This window comes from Belnapia sp. AC561 (assembly GCF_979252845.1).
In genome coordinates, this window is record NZ_CEEDBP010000020.1 from 55439 (window position 1) to 72122 (window position 16684).

At 72.7% G+C, this 16684-nt stretch carries 17 protein-coding genes; 9 read left to right on the top strand and 8 right to left on the bottom strand.

Translation table 11 applies throughout. The features are described 5' to 3' along the window. Positions 1 to 42: 42 nt before the first annotated feature. Complete coding sequence (pip, locus tag AC0IW9_RS17070; RefSeq protein ID WP_471649481.1) at positions 43 to 993, top strand: prolyl aminopeptidase; 951 nt, start codon at positions 43 to 45, stop codon at positions 991 to 993. A gap of 34 nt (positions 994 to 1027) precedes the next feature. On the opposite strand, the gene AC0IW9_RS17075 is transcribed toward pip, so the two are convergent. Continuing rightward, a complete protein-coding gene (locus AC0IW9_RS17075; RefSeq protein WP_471649482.1) occupies positions 1028 to 1300 on the bottom strand; it encodes a hypothetical protein in 273 nt (90 codons plus the stop codon). Between the two features lie 180 nt (positions 1301 to 1480). Beyond that, a complete protein-coding gene (locus AC0IW9_RS17080; RefSeq protein WP_471649483.1) occupies positions 1481 to 2614 on the bottom strand; it encodes a DUF2125 domain-containing protein in 1134 nt (377 codons plus the stop codon). Between the two features lie 77 nt (positions 2615 to 2691). Here AC0IW9_RS17080 and AC0IW9_RS17085 point away from each other — a divergent pair, with 77 nt between their 5' ends. Further along, positions 2692 to 3300, top strand: a complete 609-nt coding sequence (locus AC0IW9_RS17085) for a gamma-glutamylcyclotransferase (protein ID WP_471649484.1) — start codon at positions 2692 to 2694, stop codon at positions 3298 to 3300. Positions 3301 to 3484: 184 nt separating this feature from the next. On the opposite strand, the gene AC0IW9_RS17090 is transcribed toward AC0IW9_RS17085, so the two are convergent. Genes AC0IW9_RS17090 through AC0IW9_RS17105 form a run of 4 tightly spaced genes read right to left on the bottom strand, consistent with a single transcriptional unit; the run spans position 3485 to position 6517 of the window. Continuing rightward, complete coding sequence (locus tag AC0IW9_RS17090; RefSeq protein ID WP_471649485.1) at positions 3485 to 4243, bottom strand: lysophospholipid acyltransferase family protein; 759 nt, start codon at positions 4241 to 4243, stop codon at positions 3485 to 3487. Between the two features lie 13 nt (positions 4244 to 4256). After that, entirely contained in the window at positions 4257 to 4907 is a 651-nt protein-coding gene (locus AC0IW9_RS17095; RefSeq protein ID WP_471649486.1) for a YdcF family protein, read from the bottom strand. Between the two features lie 13 nt (positions 4908 to 4920). Continuing rightward, entirely contained in the window at positions 4921 to 5805 is an 885-nt protein-coding gene (locus AC0IW9_RS17100; protein ID WP_471649532.1) for an FtsX-like permease family protein, read from the bottom strand. A gap of 25 nt (positions 5806 to 5830) precedes the next feature. Then, positions 5831 to 6517: a cell division ATP-binding protein FtsE gene (locus tag AC0IW9_RS17105; protein WP_471649487.1), complete on the bottom strand. Its 687-nt coding sequence runs from the start codon at positions 6515 to 6517 to the stop codon at positions 5831 to 5833. A gap of 110 nt (positions 6518 to 6627) precedes the next feature. Here AC0IW9_RS17105 and AC0IW9_RS17110 point away from each other — a divergent pair, with 110 nt between their 5' ends. The 3 genes from AC0IW9_RS17110 to cydB all read left to right on the top strand — a co-directional run bounded on the left by AC0IW9_RS17110 (position 6628) and on the right by cydB (position 9641). Then, positions 6628 to 7023 carry a zinc-ribbon domain-containing protein gene (locus AC0IW9_RS17110; RefSeq protein WP_471649488.1) on the top strand — a complete coding sequence of 132 codons (396 nt, stop codon included), beginning with the start codon at positions 6628 to 6630 and terminating at the stop codon, positions 7021 to 7023. A 126-nt stretch (positions 7024 to 7149) separates the two neighbouring features. Then, positions 7150 to 8616: a cytochrome ubiquinol oxidase subunit I gene (locus AC0IW9_RS17115; protein ID WP_471649489.1), complete on the top strand. Its 1467-nt coding sequence runs from the start codon at positions 7150 to 7152 to the stop codon at positions 8614 to 8616. Continuing rightward, positions 8613 to 9641: a cytochrome d ubiquinol oxidase subunit II gene (gene cydB / locus AC0IW9_RS17120; RefSeq protein WP_471649490.1), complete on the top strand. Its 1029-nt coding sequence runs from the start codon at positions 8613 to 8615 to the stop codon at positions 9639 to 9641. The genes AC0IW9_RS17115 and cydB overlap by 4 nt, the downstream gene beginning before the upstream one ends. A 149-nt stretch (positions 9642 to 9790) precedes the next feature. Here the strand turns inward: cydB and AC0IW9_RS17125 are convergent, their stop codons facing one another. Continuing rightward, the gene (locus AC0IW9_RS17125) at positions 9791 to 10162 is read right to left on the bottom strand and encodes a hypothetical protein (RefSeq protein WP_471649491.1); all 372 of its coding nucleotides are present in this window, start codon (positions 10160 to 10162) and stop codon (positions 9791 to 9793) included. Between the two features lie 143 nt (positions 10163 to 10305). On the opposite strand from AC0IW9_RS17125, the gene AC0IW9_RS17130 reads away from it, so the two are divergent. The 4 genes from AC0IW9_RS17130 to AC0IW9_RS17145 are packed head-to-tail and all read left to right on the top strand — an operon-like array spanning position 10306 to position 15025. Continuing rightward, positions 10306 to 11700 (top strand): M20/M25/M40 family metallo-hydrolase, encoded by a 1395-nt coding sequence (locus tag AC0IW9_RS17130; RefSeq protein WP_471649492.1) that lies wholly within the window; start codon positions 10306 to 10308, stop codon positions 11698 to 11700. Next, complete coding sequence (locus AC0IW9_RS17135) at positions 11697 to 12656, top strand: Bug family tripartite tricarboxylate transporter substrate binding protein (protein WP_471649493.1); 960 nt, start codon at positions 11697 to 11699, stop codon at positions 12654 to 12656. The genes AC0IW9_RS17130 and AC0IW9_RS17135 overlap by 4 nt, the downstream gene beginning before the upstream one ends. Before the next feature lie 60 nt (positions 12657 to 12716). After that, positions 12717 to 14207 carry a hypothetical protein gene (locus tag AC0IW9_RS17140; RefSeq protein WP_471649494.1) on the top strand — a complete coding sequence of 497 codons (1491 nt, stop codon included), beginning with the start codon at positions 12717 to 12719 and terminating at the stop codon, positions 14205 to 14207. After that, positions 14204 to 15025 carry a hypothetical protein gene (locus AC0IW9_RS17145; RefSeq protein ID WP_471649495.1) on the top strand — a complete coding sequence of 274 codons (822 nt, stop codon included), beginning with the start codon at positions 14204 to 14206 and terminating at the stop codon, positions 15023 to 15025. Before AC0IW9_RS17140 ends, AC0IW9_RS17145 begins: the two co-directional genes overlap by 4 nt. A 9-nt stretch (positions 15026 to 15034) precedes the next feature. Here the strand turns inward: AC0IW9_RS17145 and AC0IW9_RS17150 are convergent, their stop codons facing one another. Beyond that, positions 15035 to 16612 carry an ABC transporter substrate-binding protein gene (locus AC0IW9_RS17150; RefSeq protein WP_471649496.1) on the bottom strand — a complete coding sequence of 526 codons (1578 nt, stop codon included), beginning with the start codon at positions 16610 to 16612 and terminating at the stop codon, positions 15035 to 15037. Between the last annotated feature and the right edge of the window lie 72 nt (positions 16613 to 16684).

A 16684-nucleotide genomic window follows, 5' to 3' on the forward strand; every position in this document is an offset into this window, starting at 1 on the left:
GCGGCTGTTGCCGTGGCGGCCTCACCTGCGGATATTGCGCGCATGCCCCGTGGCGACCTTTTCCCCGATATCGCACCTTTCGAAACCGGCCTGCTGCCCCTGACGGGCGGCCATGTCATGTACTGGGAGCAGGTCGGGAATCCCCGCGGCCAGCCCGCCCTGTTCCTGCATGGCGGCCCCGGCGCGGGGGCGGGTGCGGTGCATCGCCGCTTCTTCGACCCCGGCCATTGGCGCGTGGTGATCTTCGACCAGCGCGGCGCCGGCCGGTCCCGCCCGCTGGGCGAGCTGCGGGAGAACACCACCCCGCACCTGGTCGAGGATATCGAGACGCTGCGGCGCTTCCTCGGGATCGAGCGCTGGCTGCTGTTCGGCGGCTCCTGGGGCAGCACCCTGGCGCTGGCCTATGCCCAGGCGCACCCCGATCGGGTGACGGGCTGCGTGCTGCGCGGCGTCTTCCTCGGCCGGGCGACCGAGGTGGAGTGGTTCCTCACCGGCCTCAAGCGGGTCTTCCCGGATGCCTGGGCGGCCTTCGCCGAGCATCTGGCGCCGGAGGAGCGGGGCGACCTGCTGGGGGCCTACCTGCGTCGGCTGTGTGATCCGGATCCGCTGGTGCACCTGCCGGCGGCGCGGGCCTGGAGCCAGTACGAAGGAAGCTGCTCGACCCTGCTGCCCAGCCCGGAGACGGTGGCGAGCTTCGCCCAGGACCGCACCGCGCTCGGCCTGGCGCGGATCGAGGCGCATTACTTCGCCCATGACCTGTTCCTGCCCAAGGCCGGCCTGCTGGGGCATATGGACCGGATCTCGCATATCCCGGCCGAGATCGTGCAGGGGCGCTACGACATGGTCTGCCCGCCGGAGACCGCCTTCGAGCTAGCTGCGGCCTGGTCCCGTGCCCGGCTGACGGTGGTGCCGGATGCCGGGCATTCGGCGCTGGAGCCCGGGGTGCGGACGGCGCTGGTGAGTGCGGTGGAGCGGTTCCGCCGCCGGGGCTGACGGCCCTTCAGGCGGTCCTGGGCCAAACGCCGCCTCAGGCGGCGATGCGCAGCGCCTGACCGGATTCGACCCGCAGGGACATCACGCCGAAGGTCTGGCCGAAATTGCCGGCGACCAGATGGACCATCTCGGCCGGCATGGCCTCCAGCACGATCTCGACGCGGACGAAGTCGCCGTCCCGCTCGGCATGGAAGACATCGGCGGTCAGGTCGCGCTTGGCGAGCGGCTGCAGCAGCCGGGCCAGCAGGCCAGGACAGCTTTCCGCCATCAGGTGGAAACGCGCGGTGACGAGGGTCGATTCGGACATCGGGGAGGTTCCGGTACTGGCGCGAGGAGGGTGGGCTGGGCGAACCCGGCGGCGCAGGACGCGCCGTACCCACGGCGCGGCTCAGGCAGCCGGGCTAGTAATTCGCGCAATACGGGTGAAGCGGGACCTCATGAAGGAAGCCTAGACCAGGTTCGGGGCGCAGCGCCACCCCCAATTCGTTCAGCGCGCCGGCAGGGAGGGATCGTGGACGATCTCCGGCGGTGCGGGCGGGGTAGGCCAGGACCAGGGTTCCAGCCGGGCCAGCGGGATCCGGGCCAGGGTCAGGGTGCGGTCCTCGATCGTCAGCGGGACCTCGAGCTGCGGCGGGCCGCCCTCGGGGGGCACCCGGCTCAGCAGGCGGACCACGGTGCGGGCGGTGCCGGCGCCGCGCTGGCTCAACAGGCCGGCGGCGGCCGCGGCATCCAGGGCCTCGACCGCGCCGGCGAGGCGAAGGGTGCCGGCGCCCATGGGCTGCAGCGCCTCGTCCAGGGTCAGGGTCGCGGTGGTGTTGGCGACCACCGGGCCCCAGTGCAGTTCCAGGCCATGCAGCGCCAGGGTGCCGCCGCCGTCGCGCCAGGCTTCGGCCCGGCCGGCCGGGCCGCGGCCGGGGGGGACCGGGCCGGTCAGCGCCGCATCGAATTCCAGCGACTGCACCATGCGGCCGAGCGCGGCCAGCATGGGCGAGGCGGGCAGCAGCAGGCCCTCGGCGCCGCCGCGCAGGGTGACCGCGGCCTCGCCCTCGATGGCGGTGACGCGGGTCTCGAGGCCGAGGCGGATGCGGTGGGCCTCGACGCCGCCGGGACCGATGCCGAAGCGCAGCCGCTCGCCCTCCAGTGCCGCCTCGCGCGGCAGGACGTTGCGCTCGATCGGCAGTTCGACGGCCAGGTGGTCGGCGGCAAGGGGAATCTCCAGCCCGCCGAGCCGCAGCCGGTGCCGGCCGGGCATCTCCACCACCAGCCGGTCCACCAGCGGCAGGGACACGCGGAGCATCAGCGACTCGGCCTGCCAGTCCATACCGCCGGGCAGGGTGGCCTCGCCGCCGGACAGGCGGAATTGCGGCAGGGTGAGGGTGGCGGAGAAGGGCCAGCCGCCACGCAAGGGAGTCGCATGGTCCACCTGCCAGCCCTGGGCGCGGCGCCCGGCCGCCCAAGCGGCGAAGCCATCCTGCAACTGGCTGCCCATCCAGCGCCAGAGCAGCGCATGGCCGGCGGCGAGCAGGGCGAGGAACAGCGCGGTGCCGAGCAAGGCCTGCACCGCGAGGCGCCGGCGCCGGCTCGGCGCGCGGCCGGAGGGGGCGGGCGGCTTGGCGGACATTTCGCCGGGGGATATACGCCGAAGCCCCGCCGGTTGCGAATTCACGCCACCGGCCCCGGATTGCATCGCGGCCACCCATGCCGACCACCCTGCCGCTCGATCCCGATGGTCACCTCTACGTCTTCGGCTACGGCTCGCTCATCTGGCGGCCGGGCTTCCCGCATGCGGGCACCCATCCGGCGCTGCTGCGCGGCTTCCATCGCCGCTTCTGCCTGCAGAGCCGCTTCTACCGCGGCACCGCGGAGGCACCGGGGCTGGTGCTCGGGCTCGACCGCGGTGGCGCCTGCCGGGGGCTGGCCTTCCGGGTCCGGGCGGAGGATGCCCCGGCGGTGCTGGACTACCTGGATGCGCGGGAGAACCTGAACGACGAGGTGGTCTATACCCGGCGGCGGCTGCCAGTGCGGCTGCTCGACAGCGGGCGGCAGGCGATGGCCATCACCTATGTCGCCAACCGGGCGCATGGCAGCTATTGCCGGCCGAGCCCCGACCTGGCGGCGGCGGCCATCGCCCGGGGCATCGGCACCGCCGGGGCCAACCGGGATTACCTGTTGAATACGCTGGCGCATCTGGCGGCGCTGGGGGTGCGGGATGCCGGGCTGGACCGGATCGCCGCCCTTCTGCCGCCGCTGCCATTCCCTGTTGGACCAGTGGCTAAGACCGATTGTCCACAATCGGCGGGGGATTGACAGCCGGACTGTGTGCAGCCAAGGGCGGAACATTCCCTGGCCTGCAAGCATCCTGCCAGCACCGAAAAATTATCGATGTTTTTCAGTGGGTTGTGGGGTGCGGTTTGAAGCCGCCCATGCCAGCGGGAGCGGTTCGGCCTGGGGAAATCGCGTTGCGGCAGCGTCTTGGCTAGGCAAGCTGGACTCACGGCGAAGGTGATGCCGCAAAGTCATCCACGGGGTTATCCACAGGGTTGTTCGCCATCAGCCGGTCGCTTTCCGCCTCGATCAGCGTTTCCAGCCGTTCGAGCAGCACGGGCCGGGGCAGGCCGGCGGGCAGGGCCGGCAGGACCGAGATGGTGATGGTGCCGGGCCGCTTGAGAAAGGCGCGGCGACCCCAGAGCAGGCCGCTGTCGGTCGCCACCGGAATCACCGGCAGGCCGGTGGCGGCGGCCAGGGCGGCGATGCCGGGCTGGTACGGGACGCGATCGCCCGGCGCCACCCGGGTGCCCTCGGGGAAGATGACGAGCTGGCGCCCCGCCGCCGCCGCCGCCTTGCCGGCCTTCAGCAGGTGCCGCATGGCGGAGGCGCCGCCCTCGCGGTCCACCGAGATCATCCCGACCTTGGCCACCAGGAAGCCGTAGAAGGGGATCCGCAGCAGTTCCTGCTTCAGCACATAGGCGCAGTTCGGCACCAGCAGCAGCCAGACGATGGTATCGAGCGCCGACTGGTGCTTGGCGGCGATCAGCGCGGCGCCCTGCTGCGGCAGATGCTCCCGCCCCAGGATGCAGAGCCGGATGCCGCAGATCCAGCGGAGCTCCTGCACCACCAGCCAGGACCAGAAGCGGATCGCCGGCATGGTCCAGTGCGGCGGCGCCAGCAGCACGGGCGTGGATAGGATGGAAACCAGCGCCGTCGTGGTGAAGAAGGCGATGTTGAACAGCACCGAGCGGAGCCAGATCATCGGGGGGGATACATCATCGGGGAGGGTCCAGGGGCAGCCCCAGCAGCCCGGGGATGCCGGCCCAGGCTGCGAGGAATTTCAGGTATTCCCCGGCCAGCAGGGACCAGGTGCGGGACTGCCCGCCCGCCGCCGGGTCGCGCAGGCGGGCCGGTACCACGGGGTGGGCCACCAACGCCACCTCCGGCAGGGTCCGGCGCAGCTCCAGCAGGGCGCGCGGCATGTGATAGCCGGCGGTGACCACCCGCAGCGAGCGAAGCTGCGCGCTGCGGGCCCATTCGGCGATTTCCGCCGCATTGCCCCGGGTGGTGGTGGCACGGGGGCCGAGGGCGATCCGCCCGCCCAGCGCCTCCGGCTCCATCGCCGCCAGCCGGGTGACATCGGTGAGCGTCACCTGCGGATGCACGCCCGAGACCAGCAGCCGGTCCGCCACCCCGTCCCGCAGCAGGCGGAGGCCGGTCTCGACCCGTTCCGCCCCGCCGGTCAGCACGGCGATGCCGTCGGTATGGCGGGTCGGCTCGGCCGGGCCGCGGCCGGCCAGGACCAGGAACCAGCCGAAGCCCGCCACCAGCACCGCCAGGCCGAGCGCCGGCGCCATGACCAGAAGCTGGCGGCGGCGCCAGCGCGGCCGCGGAGGGGAGGTTCCGGTGTCCGTGGCGTCGCTCATGCCCGAATGGCGCTCATGGCAGGCGGCGCAGCCAGCGGCGGACCGTCACCTGCGCCGTCAGCCAGCCGAGCGCGCCCGCGAGCAGCGGCAGCAGCGCCAGCGGGCCGATCGGCAGGCTGGCCCAGGGCCATTCCAGCATGGACTCCGCCGGCTGGCCGCCGAGCAGCGGTGCCGCGAGGTCGGCGAAGCCGGCCAGCACCGGGGCGGCGAGCAGGGTGCCACCGGCCGCCCCGGCGGCGACCAGCCAGGCGGCGCGCTGGGCGAAGCGCCCGGCGATGTCCGAATCCGTCGCGCCGAGGTCGTGCAGGATGGCGATGGCCTCCCGCCGGGCGGCGATCCCGGCGCGGACGGCGACGGCGACCACCGCGGCGGCGATGCCGGCGACCAGCGCCAGCGCGGCCAGCGCCACCGCCGCGAGGCTGCGGGCCAGGGCCACCAGCCGGGCGACCCAGACGCCGTGCGATTCGACCGAGGCGCCGGGGACCGCGGCGGCGATGCGCCGGGCCAGAGCCTCGGGCGAGGCCGGCAGCCCGGCCAGCCGCAACTCGATCACCGCCGGCAGCGCCAGGGCGGGCGATTCGCCGAGCCAGGGGCGCAGCAGGGCCGCCATCCGCGCCTGATCCATCGAGCGTGCCTCGGCCACTTCCGGCATGGCGACCAGCGCCGTCAGGGCGCGCTCCAGCCGGGCCGGGCCAGCATTGGCGGGAAGCTGCACCGTCATCGCCGCAGCGGCACCGCCTTCCCAGCGGGCGGTGAGCTGCGTGGCGCCCTGGGCCCCGGCCAGGGCCAGGGCGGCGAGCAGCGCCATGGCCGCGACCAGCGCCGGCAGCAGCCGGTCCGACAGCGCCCGGCGCAGGCCGAGCGGGTCCCGCCCGCGGCTGCGGCGCAAGCGGGGCATGGGTCGGGGGAGGGGACGGGCGGGCTCAGCCATGCCGCACCAGCCGCCCCTCGGCCAGCCAGAGCCCCGGGCCGGGATATTCGGCCACCAGCGACTCCGCATGGGTCGCCACCACCACGGTGGTGCCCAGGCGGTGCATCTCCTGCAGCAGGGAGAGCACCCGGCGGGCCTGGGGGCCATCGAGGTTGCCGGTGGGCTCGTCCGCCACCAGCAGCGCCGGGCGCATCACCACGGCGCGGGCGATGGCGACGCGCTGCTGCTCGCCGCCCGAGAGCGTCGCCGGCAGCGCCGCCAGCTTCCGCTCAAGGCCCGCCCAGCGCAGCATCTCCGCCGCATCGGCGCGCAATTGCGCTTCCGGCCGGCCGGCGACGCGCATCGGCAGGGCGACGTTGTCGAAGACGTTGAGGTGGGGCAGCAGGCGGAAGTCCTGGTAGACCACGCCGATCCGCCGCCGCAGCGCCGGCAGCGCCGCCCGCCGGACCCCCGAAAGGCTCTGGCCGAGCACCTCGATCTCCCCCCGGCTGGGCCGCATCGCCAGATGCATGAGGGCGAGCAGGGAGGATTTTCCGGCGCCCGAGGGGCCGAGCAGCCAGTGGAAGCTGCCTTGCGGCAGGGTGAAGCTGAGGTCGCGCAGCACCTCCGGCGCCAGGCCGGGTTGCCCCGACCCGGTCGGCGTCGCGTAACGCAGCCCGACATGCTCGAAGCGCACCATGCGGCGGACAATGCCGTCCGCGGCCCGCGACGCCAAGGCGCAACCGGTGACGGAAGCGGACCAATCCCCGCTTGCAGGGGCCGCCCGCGCCTTACACAGTGCGGTTGCCGATGCGCATTGCCTGTCCCACCTGCGACGCCACCTACGAGGTGCCCGATGCGCTGATCGGCGCCGGGCGAAGGCTGCGCTGCGCCAAATGCGCGCATGAATGGCTGGTCCAGCCCGAGTCGCCGGCCGTGCCGGCGGGACCGGTACCTGCCGCCCCGGCTGCCGAGGCCGTTCCGCCGATGAGCGCGCCGCGCCGGCCGGAGCCGGCGGTGCCGCCTCCCGAGGCCGCGGCGGGGCAGCAGGATGGGCGCGCCGCCCGGATGGCGCTCTGGGCCGCCTGGATCGGCTCCGGCCTGGTGCTGGCGGCGGCGGTGGCGGGCGCCTGGGCCTTTCGCGACCCGATCATGGCGGCTTGGCCGCCGGCGGCGCGGGTCTATCTGCTGTTCGGCGCGGCGTGAGGCGATGGGGTTGCGGATCGGCACGACCGGGCGCCCGGGCTGGGCTATAGCGGCGAGGAAGCCCAGGTCACCCGGGAACGGGCGGGCCGGCCGGGTATTACCCACGCGACGGGGAAGGACCTGCTGATGCTTTGGGATGCCTTGCCGGATGCGCTGCTGCTCGCCCGCATCCAATTCGCCTTCACCGTGACCTTCCACTTCCTGTTCCCGGCCTTCACCATCGGGCTGGCCAGCTACCTCGCGGTGCTGGAGGGGCTGTGGCTGTTCACGAAGCGGGAGCTCTACCTCGACCTGTTCCGCTACTGGCTGAAGGTCTTCGCGGTGAACTTCGCCATGGGCGTGGTCTCCGGCATCGTGCTGTCCTACCAGTTCGGGACCAATTGGTCGGTCTTCGCCGACCGCACCGGGCCGGTGCTGGGGCCGCTGATGGGCTACGAGGTGCTGACGGCCTTCTTCCTGGAGGCGGGTTTCCTCGGGGTGATGCTGTTCGGGCTGGGCCGGGTCGGCAAGGGGCTGCATTTCGCCGCGACCTGCCTGGTCGCCATCGGCACGCTGATCTCGGGCTTCTGGATCCTGTCCGCCAATTCCTGGATGCAGACGCCGGCCGGCTTCTCCATCGGGCCGGATGGCCGCTTCATGCCGGAAGACTGGTGGGCGATCGTCTTCAATCCCTCCTTTCCCTTCCGCTACCTGCACACCATCACCGGCGCCTACCTGACCACGGCGATGATCGTCGGCGCGGTCGGCGCCTTCCATATCCTGCGCGACCGGGCCAACCAGCATGCCCGGGTGATGTTCTCCATGGCGATGTGGATGGCGGTGGTGGTGGCGCCGGCCCAGGCGGTCTTCGGCGACATGCAGGGCCTCTGGGCGGTGAAGCTGCAGCCGCAGAAGGTCGCGGCGATGGAAGGCCATTGGGAGACCCGGCGCGGCGCGCCGCTGCTGCTCTTCGGCATGCCGGACATGGAGCGGGAGGAGACGCGGCTGGCGATCGGCATCCCGCGCCTCGGCAGCCTGATCCTGACCCATGAGTGGGACGGCGAGGTGAAGGGCCTGAAGGACTTCCCGGCCGATGCGCGGCCGACCAACGTGCCGCTGGTCTTCTGGTCCTTCCGCATCATGGTGGGCATCGGCCTGCTGATGATCGCGCTGGGGCTGGCCTCGCTGTGGCTGCGCTGGCGCGGCCGGCTCTACGACACGCCCTGGTTCAAGCGCTGGGCGGTGGCGATGGGGCCATCGGGGCTGATCGCGGTGACCTTCGGCTGGATCACCACCGAGGCGGGGCGGCAGCCCTTCACCGTCTATGGCCTGATGCGCACGGCCGAGAGCGTCAGCCCGATCGCGGCGCCGGCCGTCGCGGCCTCGCTGGCGGCCTTCGTGGTGGTGTATTTCTGCGTCTTCGGGGCGGGGGGCTGGTACCTGTTCCGGCTCTTCGCCCATGCGCCGATGCCGCATGAGGAAGGCCCGCGCCAGGGCGAGCCGATCCGCACCGCGGGGACCACGGCGGCGCCGTCGGTGCAGGACAAGCCGGCGGCCCAGACGGGCAAGCAATCGGGCAAGCAATCGGACAGGCAGGCGGAGCCGGTGGCATGACGGCCGAGACGATCGCCACCATCTGGGCCTTCCTCATCGCCACGGCGGTGTTCCTCTATGTCTGCATGGATGGCTTCGACCTCGGCATCGGCATCCTGTTTCCCTGGATCCGCGGGCAGCAGGAGCGGGATGTCGCGGTCAATACCGTGGCGCCGGTCTGGGACGGCAACGAGACCTGGCTGATCATGGGCGGCGCCGGCCTCTTCGCGGTGTTCCCGCTGGCCTATGCGACCATCCTGCCGGCGCTCTACATGCCGATCATCCTGATGCTGCTGGCGCTGATCTTCCGCGGCGTTTCCTTCGAGATGCGCTTCCGCGCGGCGACGCCGGGGCAGCTGGTGGCCTGGGACCGCGCCTTCTCCTGGGGCAGCTATGCGGCGACGCTCTGCCAGGGGCTGGCGCTGGGGGCCTTCGTGCAGGGCATCCGGGTGGAGGAGCGCGCCTATGCCGGCGGCTGGTGGGACTGGCTGACGCCCTTCTCCTGCCTGACGGCGCTGGCGCTGGTGGTGGGCTATGGCCTGCTCGGCGCCTGCTGGCTGGTCTGGAAGACCGAGGAGGCCCTGCAGGCCCAGGCGGTGGGGCTGGCGCGGCGGCTGGGCTGGATGACGCTGGTGCTGATCGGGCTGGTGAGCGCCATCATGCCCTTCCTGCTGCCGGAATTCCGGGCGCGCTGGTTCGCCTTCCCGGCAATCCTCGCGGCGCTGCCGGTGCCGGTCCTGGTGGTGGCGCTGGGCTGGAAGCTGTTCCGGGCCCTGGGCCAGACCGACGGGCATCCGTGGCGGGATGGGCTGCCCTTCCTCTGCGCCCTGGGGCTGTTCTTCCTGGCCTATACCGGCCTCGGGATCACCATGTGGCCGATGATCGTGCCGCCGGAGATCACCATCTGGGATGCGGCGGCGCCGCGGTCCTCCCAGTTGTTCCTGCTGGTGGGGGCGGCGGTGCTGATCCCGATCATCCTGGCCTATACCGGCTACGTCTATTGGCTGTTCCGCGGCAAGGTGAAGGCTGGCGCGGGGTACCATTGAGCATGGCCACGGGTGCGGCGCGCCGGTGGCTGTGGTTCCTCGGGCTCTGGGCCGGTGGCGTGGCCGCGGTTGGTCTGCTGGCACTGGTCCTGAAGGCGGTGATGCGGGCGCTGTGAGGCCGGCCCCTGGTCAGGGCCGGCCCCCGACGCTCAGCGGGACGGCGGGCCGCCGCCGACGCGGTCCACCTCGGCATTGCTGATGCCGCCGTTGATCTGGCCGGTGCCGGGCACGATCGGCGCCTGAACGCCGCGGCCCGGGCGGGTGCGCTGGATCTCGGCATTGCTGGTGCCGCCCATGATGCGGCCGGTGCCGGGCACGATGGGGGCCTGGGCGCCGGGGCCCGGGGTGGTGCGCTGGACCTCGGCATTGCTGATGCCGCCCATGATCTGGCCGGTGCCGGGCACGATGGGGGCGGCGGCGCTGTTGCCGACGTTGGTCGGCTGCGGCCGCTGCGGGGAGGCATTGCAGGCGGCCAGGGCCACCAAGGCGGTCACGGCCACTGCCGAACGAAGCGCGTTCATATCGATCCTCCTGTGACGAACCTGTCTGCAACGTAACTCATAGGTAAAGTTCCGCTCACGAACTCGTGAGGACGCCAAAGGCCGGGGCGTTGACCCGCGGCGGAGCGCGAGGCCACGATGGCCCCGCTTCGGGAGGGATTGCGATGTCCGGTTCACGCGAGGGCGCCATCGCCCGCGCCACCGCCTGCTACGACGACGGCCGCTACCTGGCCGCGCTGCGCAGCCTGGTGGCGGTGCCGACCGAGAGCCAGATGCCGCAGCGCCTGCCCGACCTCTACCGCTACTGCGGCGAGGTGCTGCCGCCGATGCTGGCGGACATGGGCTTCGAGAGCCGGGTGCTGGACAATCCCGAGGCCGGCCGCGGCCCGGTGCTGCTGGCGACGCGGATCGAGGACCCGGCGCTGCCGACGGTGCTGATTTATGGCCATGGCGACGTGGTGCGCGGCCTGGCGCCGCAATGGAGCGAGGGCCGCGACCCCTGGGCGGTGACCGTCGCCGGCGACCGCTGGTACGGCCGCGGCACCGTGGACAACAAGGGCCAGCACCTGATCGCGCTGGAGGCCCTGCGGGCGGTGCTGGCGGAGCGCGGCAAGTTCGGCTTCAACGCCAAATTCTTCGTCGAGACCGGGGAGGAGGTCGGCTCGCCGGGCCTGGCCGAATTCTTGGAACTGCACCGCGAGGCCTGCGCGGCGGATGTCTTCATCGCGCTCGACGGGCCGCGGCAGACCACCTTCATGCCGGAGATGTCGCTCGGCGCCCGTGGCGGCGTCGCCTTCGACCTGGTGGTGGACTACCGTGAGGGCGAGCACCATTCCGGCCATTGGGGGGGCGTGCTGGACGACCCAGGCTTCGTGCTGGCGCATGCGCTGGCCTCCATCGTCACGCCGCGCGGCAGGATCCTGGTGGATGGCTGGCTGCCGAAGCAGGTCCCCGCGGCGGTGAAGGCGGCGGTCGATGCCCTGGTCTTCGAGGACATCCCCGGCGTGCCCGAGGGCAGCGCCGACTGGGGCGAGCCGGGGATGAGCAAGGCGGAGCGGATCTACAGCTGGACCAGCGTGATCGTCCTCGCCTCGGTCTGCGGCCATCCGGATGCGCCGACCAATGCGGTGCAGGGCAAGGCGCGGGCGCGGCTGCAGGTGCGGCATACCGTGGATGTGCCGGCGGAGACCATCGTGCCCAACCTCAGGCGGCACCTCGACGCGCATGGCTTCTCCATGGTGCGGGTGGAGGAGGCGCTGAACCGCAGCATGTTCCCGGCCAGCCGGACCGATCCTGAGAATCCCTGGGTCAAGGCGGTGGCGAAATCCATGCGGCGGACCTCGAACCAAGCGCCGAACATCGTGCCGAATTCCTCCGGCTCCTCGCCCTCGGACCTGTTCCTCAAGATCCTCGACGCACCCTGCATCTGGATCCCGAACAGCTACCCCGGCTGCAACCAGCATGGCCCGGACGAGCACGCCTTGGCGCCGCTGCTGCGCGAGGGGCTGGGGCTGATGGCCGGCATCTGGTGGGACTTCGGCGAAGGCGCGCCGAAGTGAGGCGGCGGGCGCTGCTCGGGGCGGCGCTGCTGCCGGTTCCGGCCCTGGGGCAGGGCATCGCCGACTTCCCCAACCGGCCGGTGCGGCTGATCTGTCCCTATAGCGCCGGCGGCATCGCCGATACCGTCGCCCGCATCGTGCAGTCGAAGACCGGCGAGGCCCTCGGCCAGCAGCTGGTGATCGAGAACCGTACCGGGGCTTCCGGCGCGCTCGGTGCCGCAGCCGCGGCGCAGGCCCCGGCGGATGGCTATACGCTGGTGATGGAGGGCGCGACGACCATCACCTCGCCGCTGGTGAACAAGTCGCTGCCGCTCGACTACGACATGCTGCTGCCGATCACCCAGCTCACCAGCGCGCCCTATGTGCTGGGGATGCGCGCGGGCTTCCCCGCCACCGACCTACGCGGTTTCCTGGCGGAGGCGCAGCGGCGGCCCGGCGAGGTCACCTTCGGTACCCCCGGCGTCGCCCATATCGGCCACCTGATGGGAGAGCTGATGCAGGCCATGGCCGGGGTGAAGATGGAGCACATCCCCTACCGTGGCGGCGCCGATGTCGCGCGGGACGTGGCCGCCGGGCGGCTCGATGCCTGCTTCATCAGCGAGAGCAGCTTCCGCCCGGTGGTGGAATCGGGGCGCGGCAAGGTCATCGGCCTGACCGGGGCGGGACGCCGGACGAACATGCCGGAGGTGCCGGCGATCGGCGAGGTGCTGCCGGGCTACGAGCTGACCACCTGGATCCTGGTCTTCTGCCCGGTCGGCACGCCGGAGCCGATCCAGGCGCGGCTTTCCGGTGCCTTCCAGGCAGCCACCGGCGATGCGGCGACGCGCGCCAAGCTGGATGCGACCGGCAGCGACGCGGTCGTCGCCGGCCCGGCCGAGGCCCAGGCGGTGTTCCGCCGCGACAAGGCGGTGATCGGCCGGCTGATGCGCGAGGCGGGCCTGCTGGTCGCGCGCTGAGGCGCTTGCAACCTGCCGTTTTGCGCCGCAATGCTGACGGGAACGATTCAGGGGATTCCCATGCGGCGCGTGATACTGGCGGGGCTCCTCATGCTGGGCGGGCCGGCCTGGGCGCAGGCGCCCGCCGCCCCGCCCGCCGCGGCGGCGCGGGAAGCGACGGTGGCGAACGAGACCGACCGCAGCCTGCAGGAGCTGTACATCTTCCGCCCCGGCGCGGAGCAGGAAGGGCCGGACCGGCTGGGCTCGAACGTGCTGCCGCCGCGCGCCACCCTGCGCGTCACGCTGGGCCGCACCCGGGACTGCGCCTTCGAGGTCCGGGCGACCTTCGAGGGTGGCGACGAGATGCGCCGGCGACTGGACGTCTGCCGCAACCCGCGCGTGACCTTCGCCGATACCGGCCCCCGGCGGGAGGTGGAGGTGGTCAATCAGTCCGACGAGGGCCTGCGGGAGCTCTACCTGGCCGCGCCCGGCACCAGGCCGGCAGGGCGGGGAACCACCGGCTGGGGGCCGGACCGGCTGGGCAGCGAGATCGTCTCGGCCGGCGATACCCTGCGGCTGCGGCTGCGCAACCTGCCCGGCTGCGTCTTCGACATCCGCGCAGTCTTCAACGATGCGGTGGAGGAGGTGCGGGAGCGTCTGGACATCTGCCGGGTGCCGCGGCTGACCTTCGGCGATTCCGGCCTGCCGCTGCGCGAGGTGACGGTGACCAACCAGGGCCGCCGCACCCTGCGCGAGCTTTATGCCCGCACGGCAGGCGGCGCGGCCGACAGCGACGCCTGGGGGGGCGACCGGCTGGGCTCCAGCATGGTCGAGCCGCGGGCCGATTTCCGGTTGCGGCTGCGGGGCGCGGGCTGCGCCTGGGACCTGCGCGCGGTCTTCGAGGATGACCGGGAGGAGGTGCAGCGCGGCCTCGATGTCTGCGCCGCGCCGGCGGTGGCCTTCGGCCGGGCCGCGGTGGCCGAGGGGGCTTCGCGCCAGGTGACGCTGGTGAACGGCTTCAGCCAGCCGGTGCAGCGGGCCTTCGTCTCCCCGGCCGAGAGCGACAGCTGGGGCCCCGATGTGCTGGGCGATGCGGTGCTGGCGCCGGGGGGCCGGCAGGTGGTCAGCCTCGAGGGCAGCTGCCAGGCGGATCTGCGGATCATCTTCGAGAACCGCTCGGCGGAGGAACGGCGCGGCGTCGATATCTGCGCCGCAAGCACCATCACCTTGCGGCCGGGCTGGACCCTGGAGGAGCGGCTGGCGCCGCCGGCGGAGGCGGCCGGGCCGGAGAAGGCGGCGCTGCGGCAGGGCAGCGTCCGGCTGCGCAATGCCGCGGCCCTGCCGGTGGTGGAGCTCTACGCCGACCCCGCCGGCGCGGCGCAGCGTGGGCCGGACCGGCTCGGGCAGAGCGTGCTGGGGGCGGGCGAGAGCCTCGACTTCGCCCCGCCGGAGGATCTGCCGGCAGGGCCTGAGCATTGCCAGGCGGACCTGACCGCGGTGTTCCGCGACGGACGGGAGCTGCGGCTGCCGGGTGCCGATCTCTGCACCGGCCAGGAACTCGTGCTGCAATGAGGTGGCTGGCCGCGTGGCTGCTGCTGGCGCCGGGCCTGGCGCTGGGGCAGGGATTGCCGGAGGGGCTGCAGGGCAGCTGGGTGCAGGGCGAATGCGCCAGCCCCGTCGCCCTGCTGCAGGTGACGGCACGGGCGGCGGCGCGGGTGCCGGTCACGGGCCATGGCCGGCTGCTGCGCTTCACCGGCCTGCGGGAGATGGCGGGCTGGAGCCTCGGCACTGCGGGCGGGGCAGCGGCACCACGGCTGCTGCTGCGCCTTGCCGGGGAGGCGCTGGAGACGGCCGAGCCGGAGGCCAAGACCCGCGACGACCTGCTGCCGGGCGCGGCACCGGTGATGCGCTGGCAGCGCTGCGCCACGGTCCCGGCCGCGCTGGCGGCGCAGCATGGCGAGGGCTTCGCCCTGCTGGCGGGGCTGGAGCACCTCGAGGCCGCTTGTACCGCCGATGCGGCGACCTGCCTCGGCGCCTTGGTGGTGCAGGCGGATGTCTCGGGCGATGGGCAGCTGGGTGCCGCCGAGGTGGCGCGGCTGGTGCGCGGGCTCGGCTGGGTCGTTGCCCTGCAGGAGGGCGCCTCGGTGGAGAGGCTCGGCGCGACGACGGGGGCGGCCGGGCTGGCCGGGGTGCTGGCGGCGCGGCTGCTGGTCGAGAGCCTGGACTACGACGGCAATGGCCGCCTGTCTCCGGCGGAGCTGGGCCAGGACCGGCTGGCCCTGGGCGCCGCCCGCGGCACCGCGGCGGGCCGGCCCTTCGACGGCGCGCTGGCCGGGCAGGGGCTCGACGCCTTGCGCGGCCTGTTTTCGGGTCTCAGCCTGCTGCGGTGAGGCCCCGGACTATCGCGCCAGGCTGAATTCCATGGCGCGGGTCTGCTCGGACAGCTGCGGCGTATAAGTCAGGCCCTTGCGCATGGCCCAGACATTGACCTGGTGGTGGATCGGGATCACCGCCGCGTCGCGCTGGAAGCCGATGCGGATGGCCTCGAAATACAGCTTCTCTCGCGCCTCGTTCTCGATGGTGGTCAGCGCCCGGTCCACCAGCCGGTCGAGGTCGGGGTTGCTGTAGTGGGAGGGGCGGAGGCGGGTGCCGCGGCCGCGCTGCGGGTCCGGCGTCGCCAGCATCAGCGACAGGTGGGTGTCGGGCTCGCCGGTCGAGGTCGACCAGCCGGTGAGCGAGATCGTGTGCTCGTCGCGCACCCCGCCGGCGGTGAAGAAGACGCTGGCCGGGCTGGTCGAGACCGCGGTGCGGACGCCGATGCGGGACCACATCTGGGCGATCGCCTGGACGATGCCGTCGTCGTTCACGTAGCGGTCGTTCGGCCCGTGCAGGGTGAGGTTGAAGCCATCCGGCAGGCCGGCCTCGGCCAGCAGCTTCTTCGCGGCGTCCACGTCGTAGGGCGGCACCCGGATGGAGGGGTCGTAGCCCATGCTGCCCTCCGGCATGGCCTGGCCGGTGGGCAGCGAATTGCCCTCCATGATCTGCCGGCGGATGCCCTCCCGGTTGATGGCGAGGCTGAGCGCCTGGCGGACGCGGACGTCGCGCAGCGGGTTCTGCGGCAGCACCTTGCCGTCGCGGTCGGTGGCGTAGGGCGACTGCGGCCGGTTGGCATCGACGTAGAGGTAGATCAGGCGGAGGCCGGGGCGCGCTTGCACCGTCAGCCGCGCGTCGCGGCGGATGCGCTCGACGTCGCGGGTCGGCACCGTGTCGATCGCATCGACGTCGCCGGATTGCAGCGCGGCGACGCGGGCGCTGTCGTTGCTGATGAGGCGGTAGGTGACGCGGTCCCAGTCCTGCTTCGGCCCCCACCAGTCCGGGTTGCGGGTGAAGACGGCACGGTCGCCGATGGCGAAGGAGGCCAGCTTGTAGGGGCCGGTGCCGATGGCGGCGCGGCCGCTGTTGTAGTCGGCGGTGCCGAGCGCCTGGCCGTTCACCTCGCCCTGGCGTCGGCCGATGATGGAGAAGCTGCCCATCATCTGCGGGATCAGCGGCACCGGCTCCGCGGTATGGAGGCGGATGGTATGGGCATCGACCACCTCCAGCCGGGTCACCGGGCGGATGTACTGGCCCATGGAGGTCGGGCTGTTCGGCACGTTGGGCGCGCGGGCGAAGGTGAAGACCACGTCGTCCGCCGTGAAGGGGGTGCCGTCCTGGAAGCGGACGCCCTCGCGCAGCTTGAATTCCCAGGTCAGCTCGTCGACGGCGCGCCAGGAGGTGGCGAGGCCGGGGGCCGGGCGCTGGTCGAGATCGGGGTGCACCAGCCGGTCGAAGACATGCCAGGTGAGGGCATGGTTCGGCGAGAGGTCGAAGAAATGCGGGTCCATGGAGGTGAAGGCGCCGCCCACCGCGATGGTGAGGTCGGCGGCCTGAACGGCCGGGCTGCCGGCCGCCAGGGCCAGAATTGAGGCAGCCGCCATCCATCGCGCGCGAAGTCGCATCATCCCAGCCCTTTTTGCCATCCCGCTGGGCAGCGTGGCGGATGGCGGGGC

What these genes read in the sequence shown, in the direction of transcription:
- AC0IW9_RS17125 (WP_471649491.1), bottom strand. Translation starts at nt 10,162, where the DNA reads ATGAACGCGCTTCGTTCGGCAGTGGCCGTGACCGCCTTGGTGGCCCTG.
- AC0IW9_RS17145 (WP_471649495.1), top strand. Translation starts at nt 14,204, where the DNA reads ATGAGGTGGCTGGCCGCGTGGCTGCTGCTGGCGCCGGGCCTGGCGCTG.
- AC0IW9_RS17140 (WP_471649494.1), top strand. Translation starts at nt 12,717, where the DNA reads ATGCGGCGCGTGATACTGGCGGGGCTCCTCATGCTGGGCGGGCCGGCC.
- AC0IW9_RS17095 (WP_471649486.1), bottom strand. Translation starts at nt 4,907, where the DNA reads ATGAGCGACGCCACGGACACCGGAACCTCCCCTCCGCGGCCGCGCTGG.
- AC0IW9_RS17130 (WP_471649492.1), top strand. Translation starts at nt 10,306, where the DNA reads ATGTCCGGTTCACGCGAGGGCGCCATCGCCCGCGCCACCGCCTGCTAC.
- AC0IW9_RS17085 (WP_471649484.1), top strand. Translation starts at nt 2,692, where the DNA reads ATGCCGACCACCCTGCCGCTCGATCCCGATGGTCACCTCTACGTCTTC.
- AC0IW9_RS17105 (WP_471649487.1), bottom strand. Translation starts at nt 6,517, where the DNA reads ATGGTGCGCTTCGAGCATGTCGGGCTGCGTTACGCGACGCCGACCGGG.
- cydB (WP_471649490.1), top strand. Translation starts at nt 8,613, where the DNA reads ATGACGGCCGAGACGATCGCCACCATCTGGGCCTTCCTCATCGCCACG.
- AC0IW9_RS17150 (WP_471649496.1), bottom strand. Translation starts at nt 16,612, where the DNA reads ATGGCGGCTGCCTCAATTCTGGCCCTGGCGGCCGGCAGCCCGGCCGTT.
- AC0IW9_RS17100 (WP_471649532.1), bottom strand. Translation starts at nt 5,805, where the DNA reads ATGCCCCGCTTGCGCCGCAGCCGCGGGCGGGACCCGCTCGGCCTGCGC.
- AC0IW9_RS17115 (WP_471649489.1), top strand. Translation starts at nt 7,150, where the DNA reads ATGCTTTGGGATGCCTTGCCGGATGCGCTGCTGCTCGCCCGCATCCAA.
- AC0IW9_RS17110 (WP_471649488.1), top strand. Translation starts at nt 6,628, where the DNA reads ATGCGCATTGCCTGTCCCACCTGCGACGCCACCTACGAGGTGCCCGAT.
- pip (WP_471649481.1), top strand. Translation starts at nt 43, where the DNA reads ATGCCCCGTGGCGACCTTTTCCCCGATATCGCACCTTTCGAAACCGGC.
- AC0IW9_RS17090 (WP_471649485.1), bottom strand. Translation starts at nt 4,243, where the DNA reads ATGATCTGGCTCCGCTCGGTGCTGTTCAACATCGCCTTCTTCACCACG.
- AC0IW9_RS17075 (WP_471649482.1), bottom strand. Translation starts at nt 1,300, where the DNA reads ATGTCCGAATCGACCCTCGTCACCGCGCGTTTCCACCTGATGGCGGAA.
- AC0IW9_RS17080 (WP_471649483.1), bottom strand. Translation starts at nt 2,614, where the DNA reads ATGTCCGCCAAGCCGCCCGCCCCCTCCGGCCGCGCGCCGAGCCGGCGC.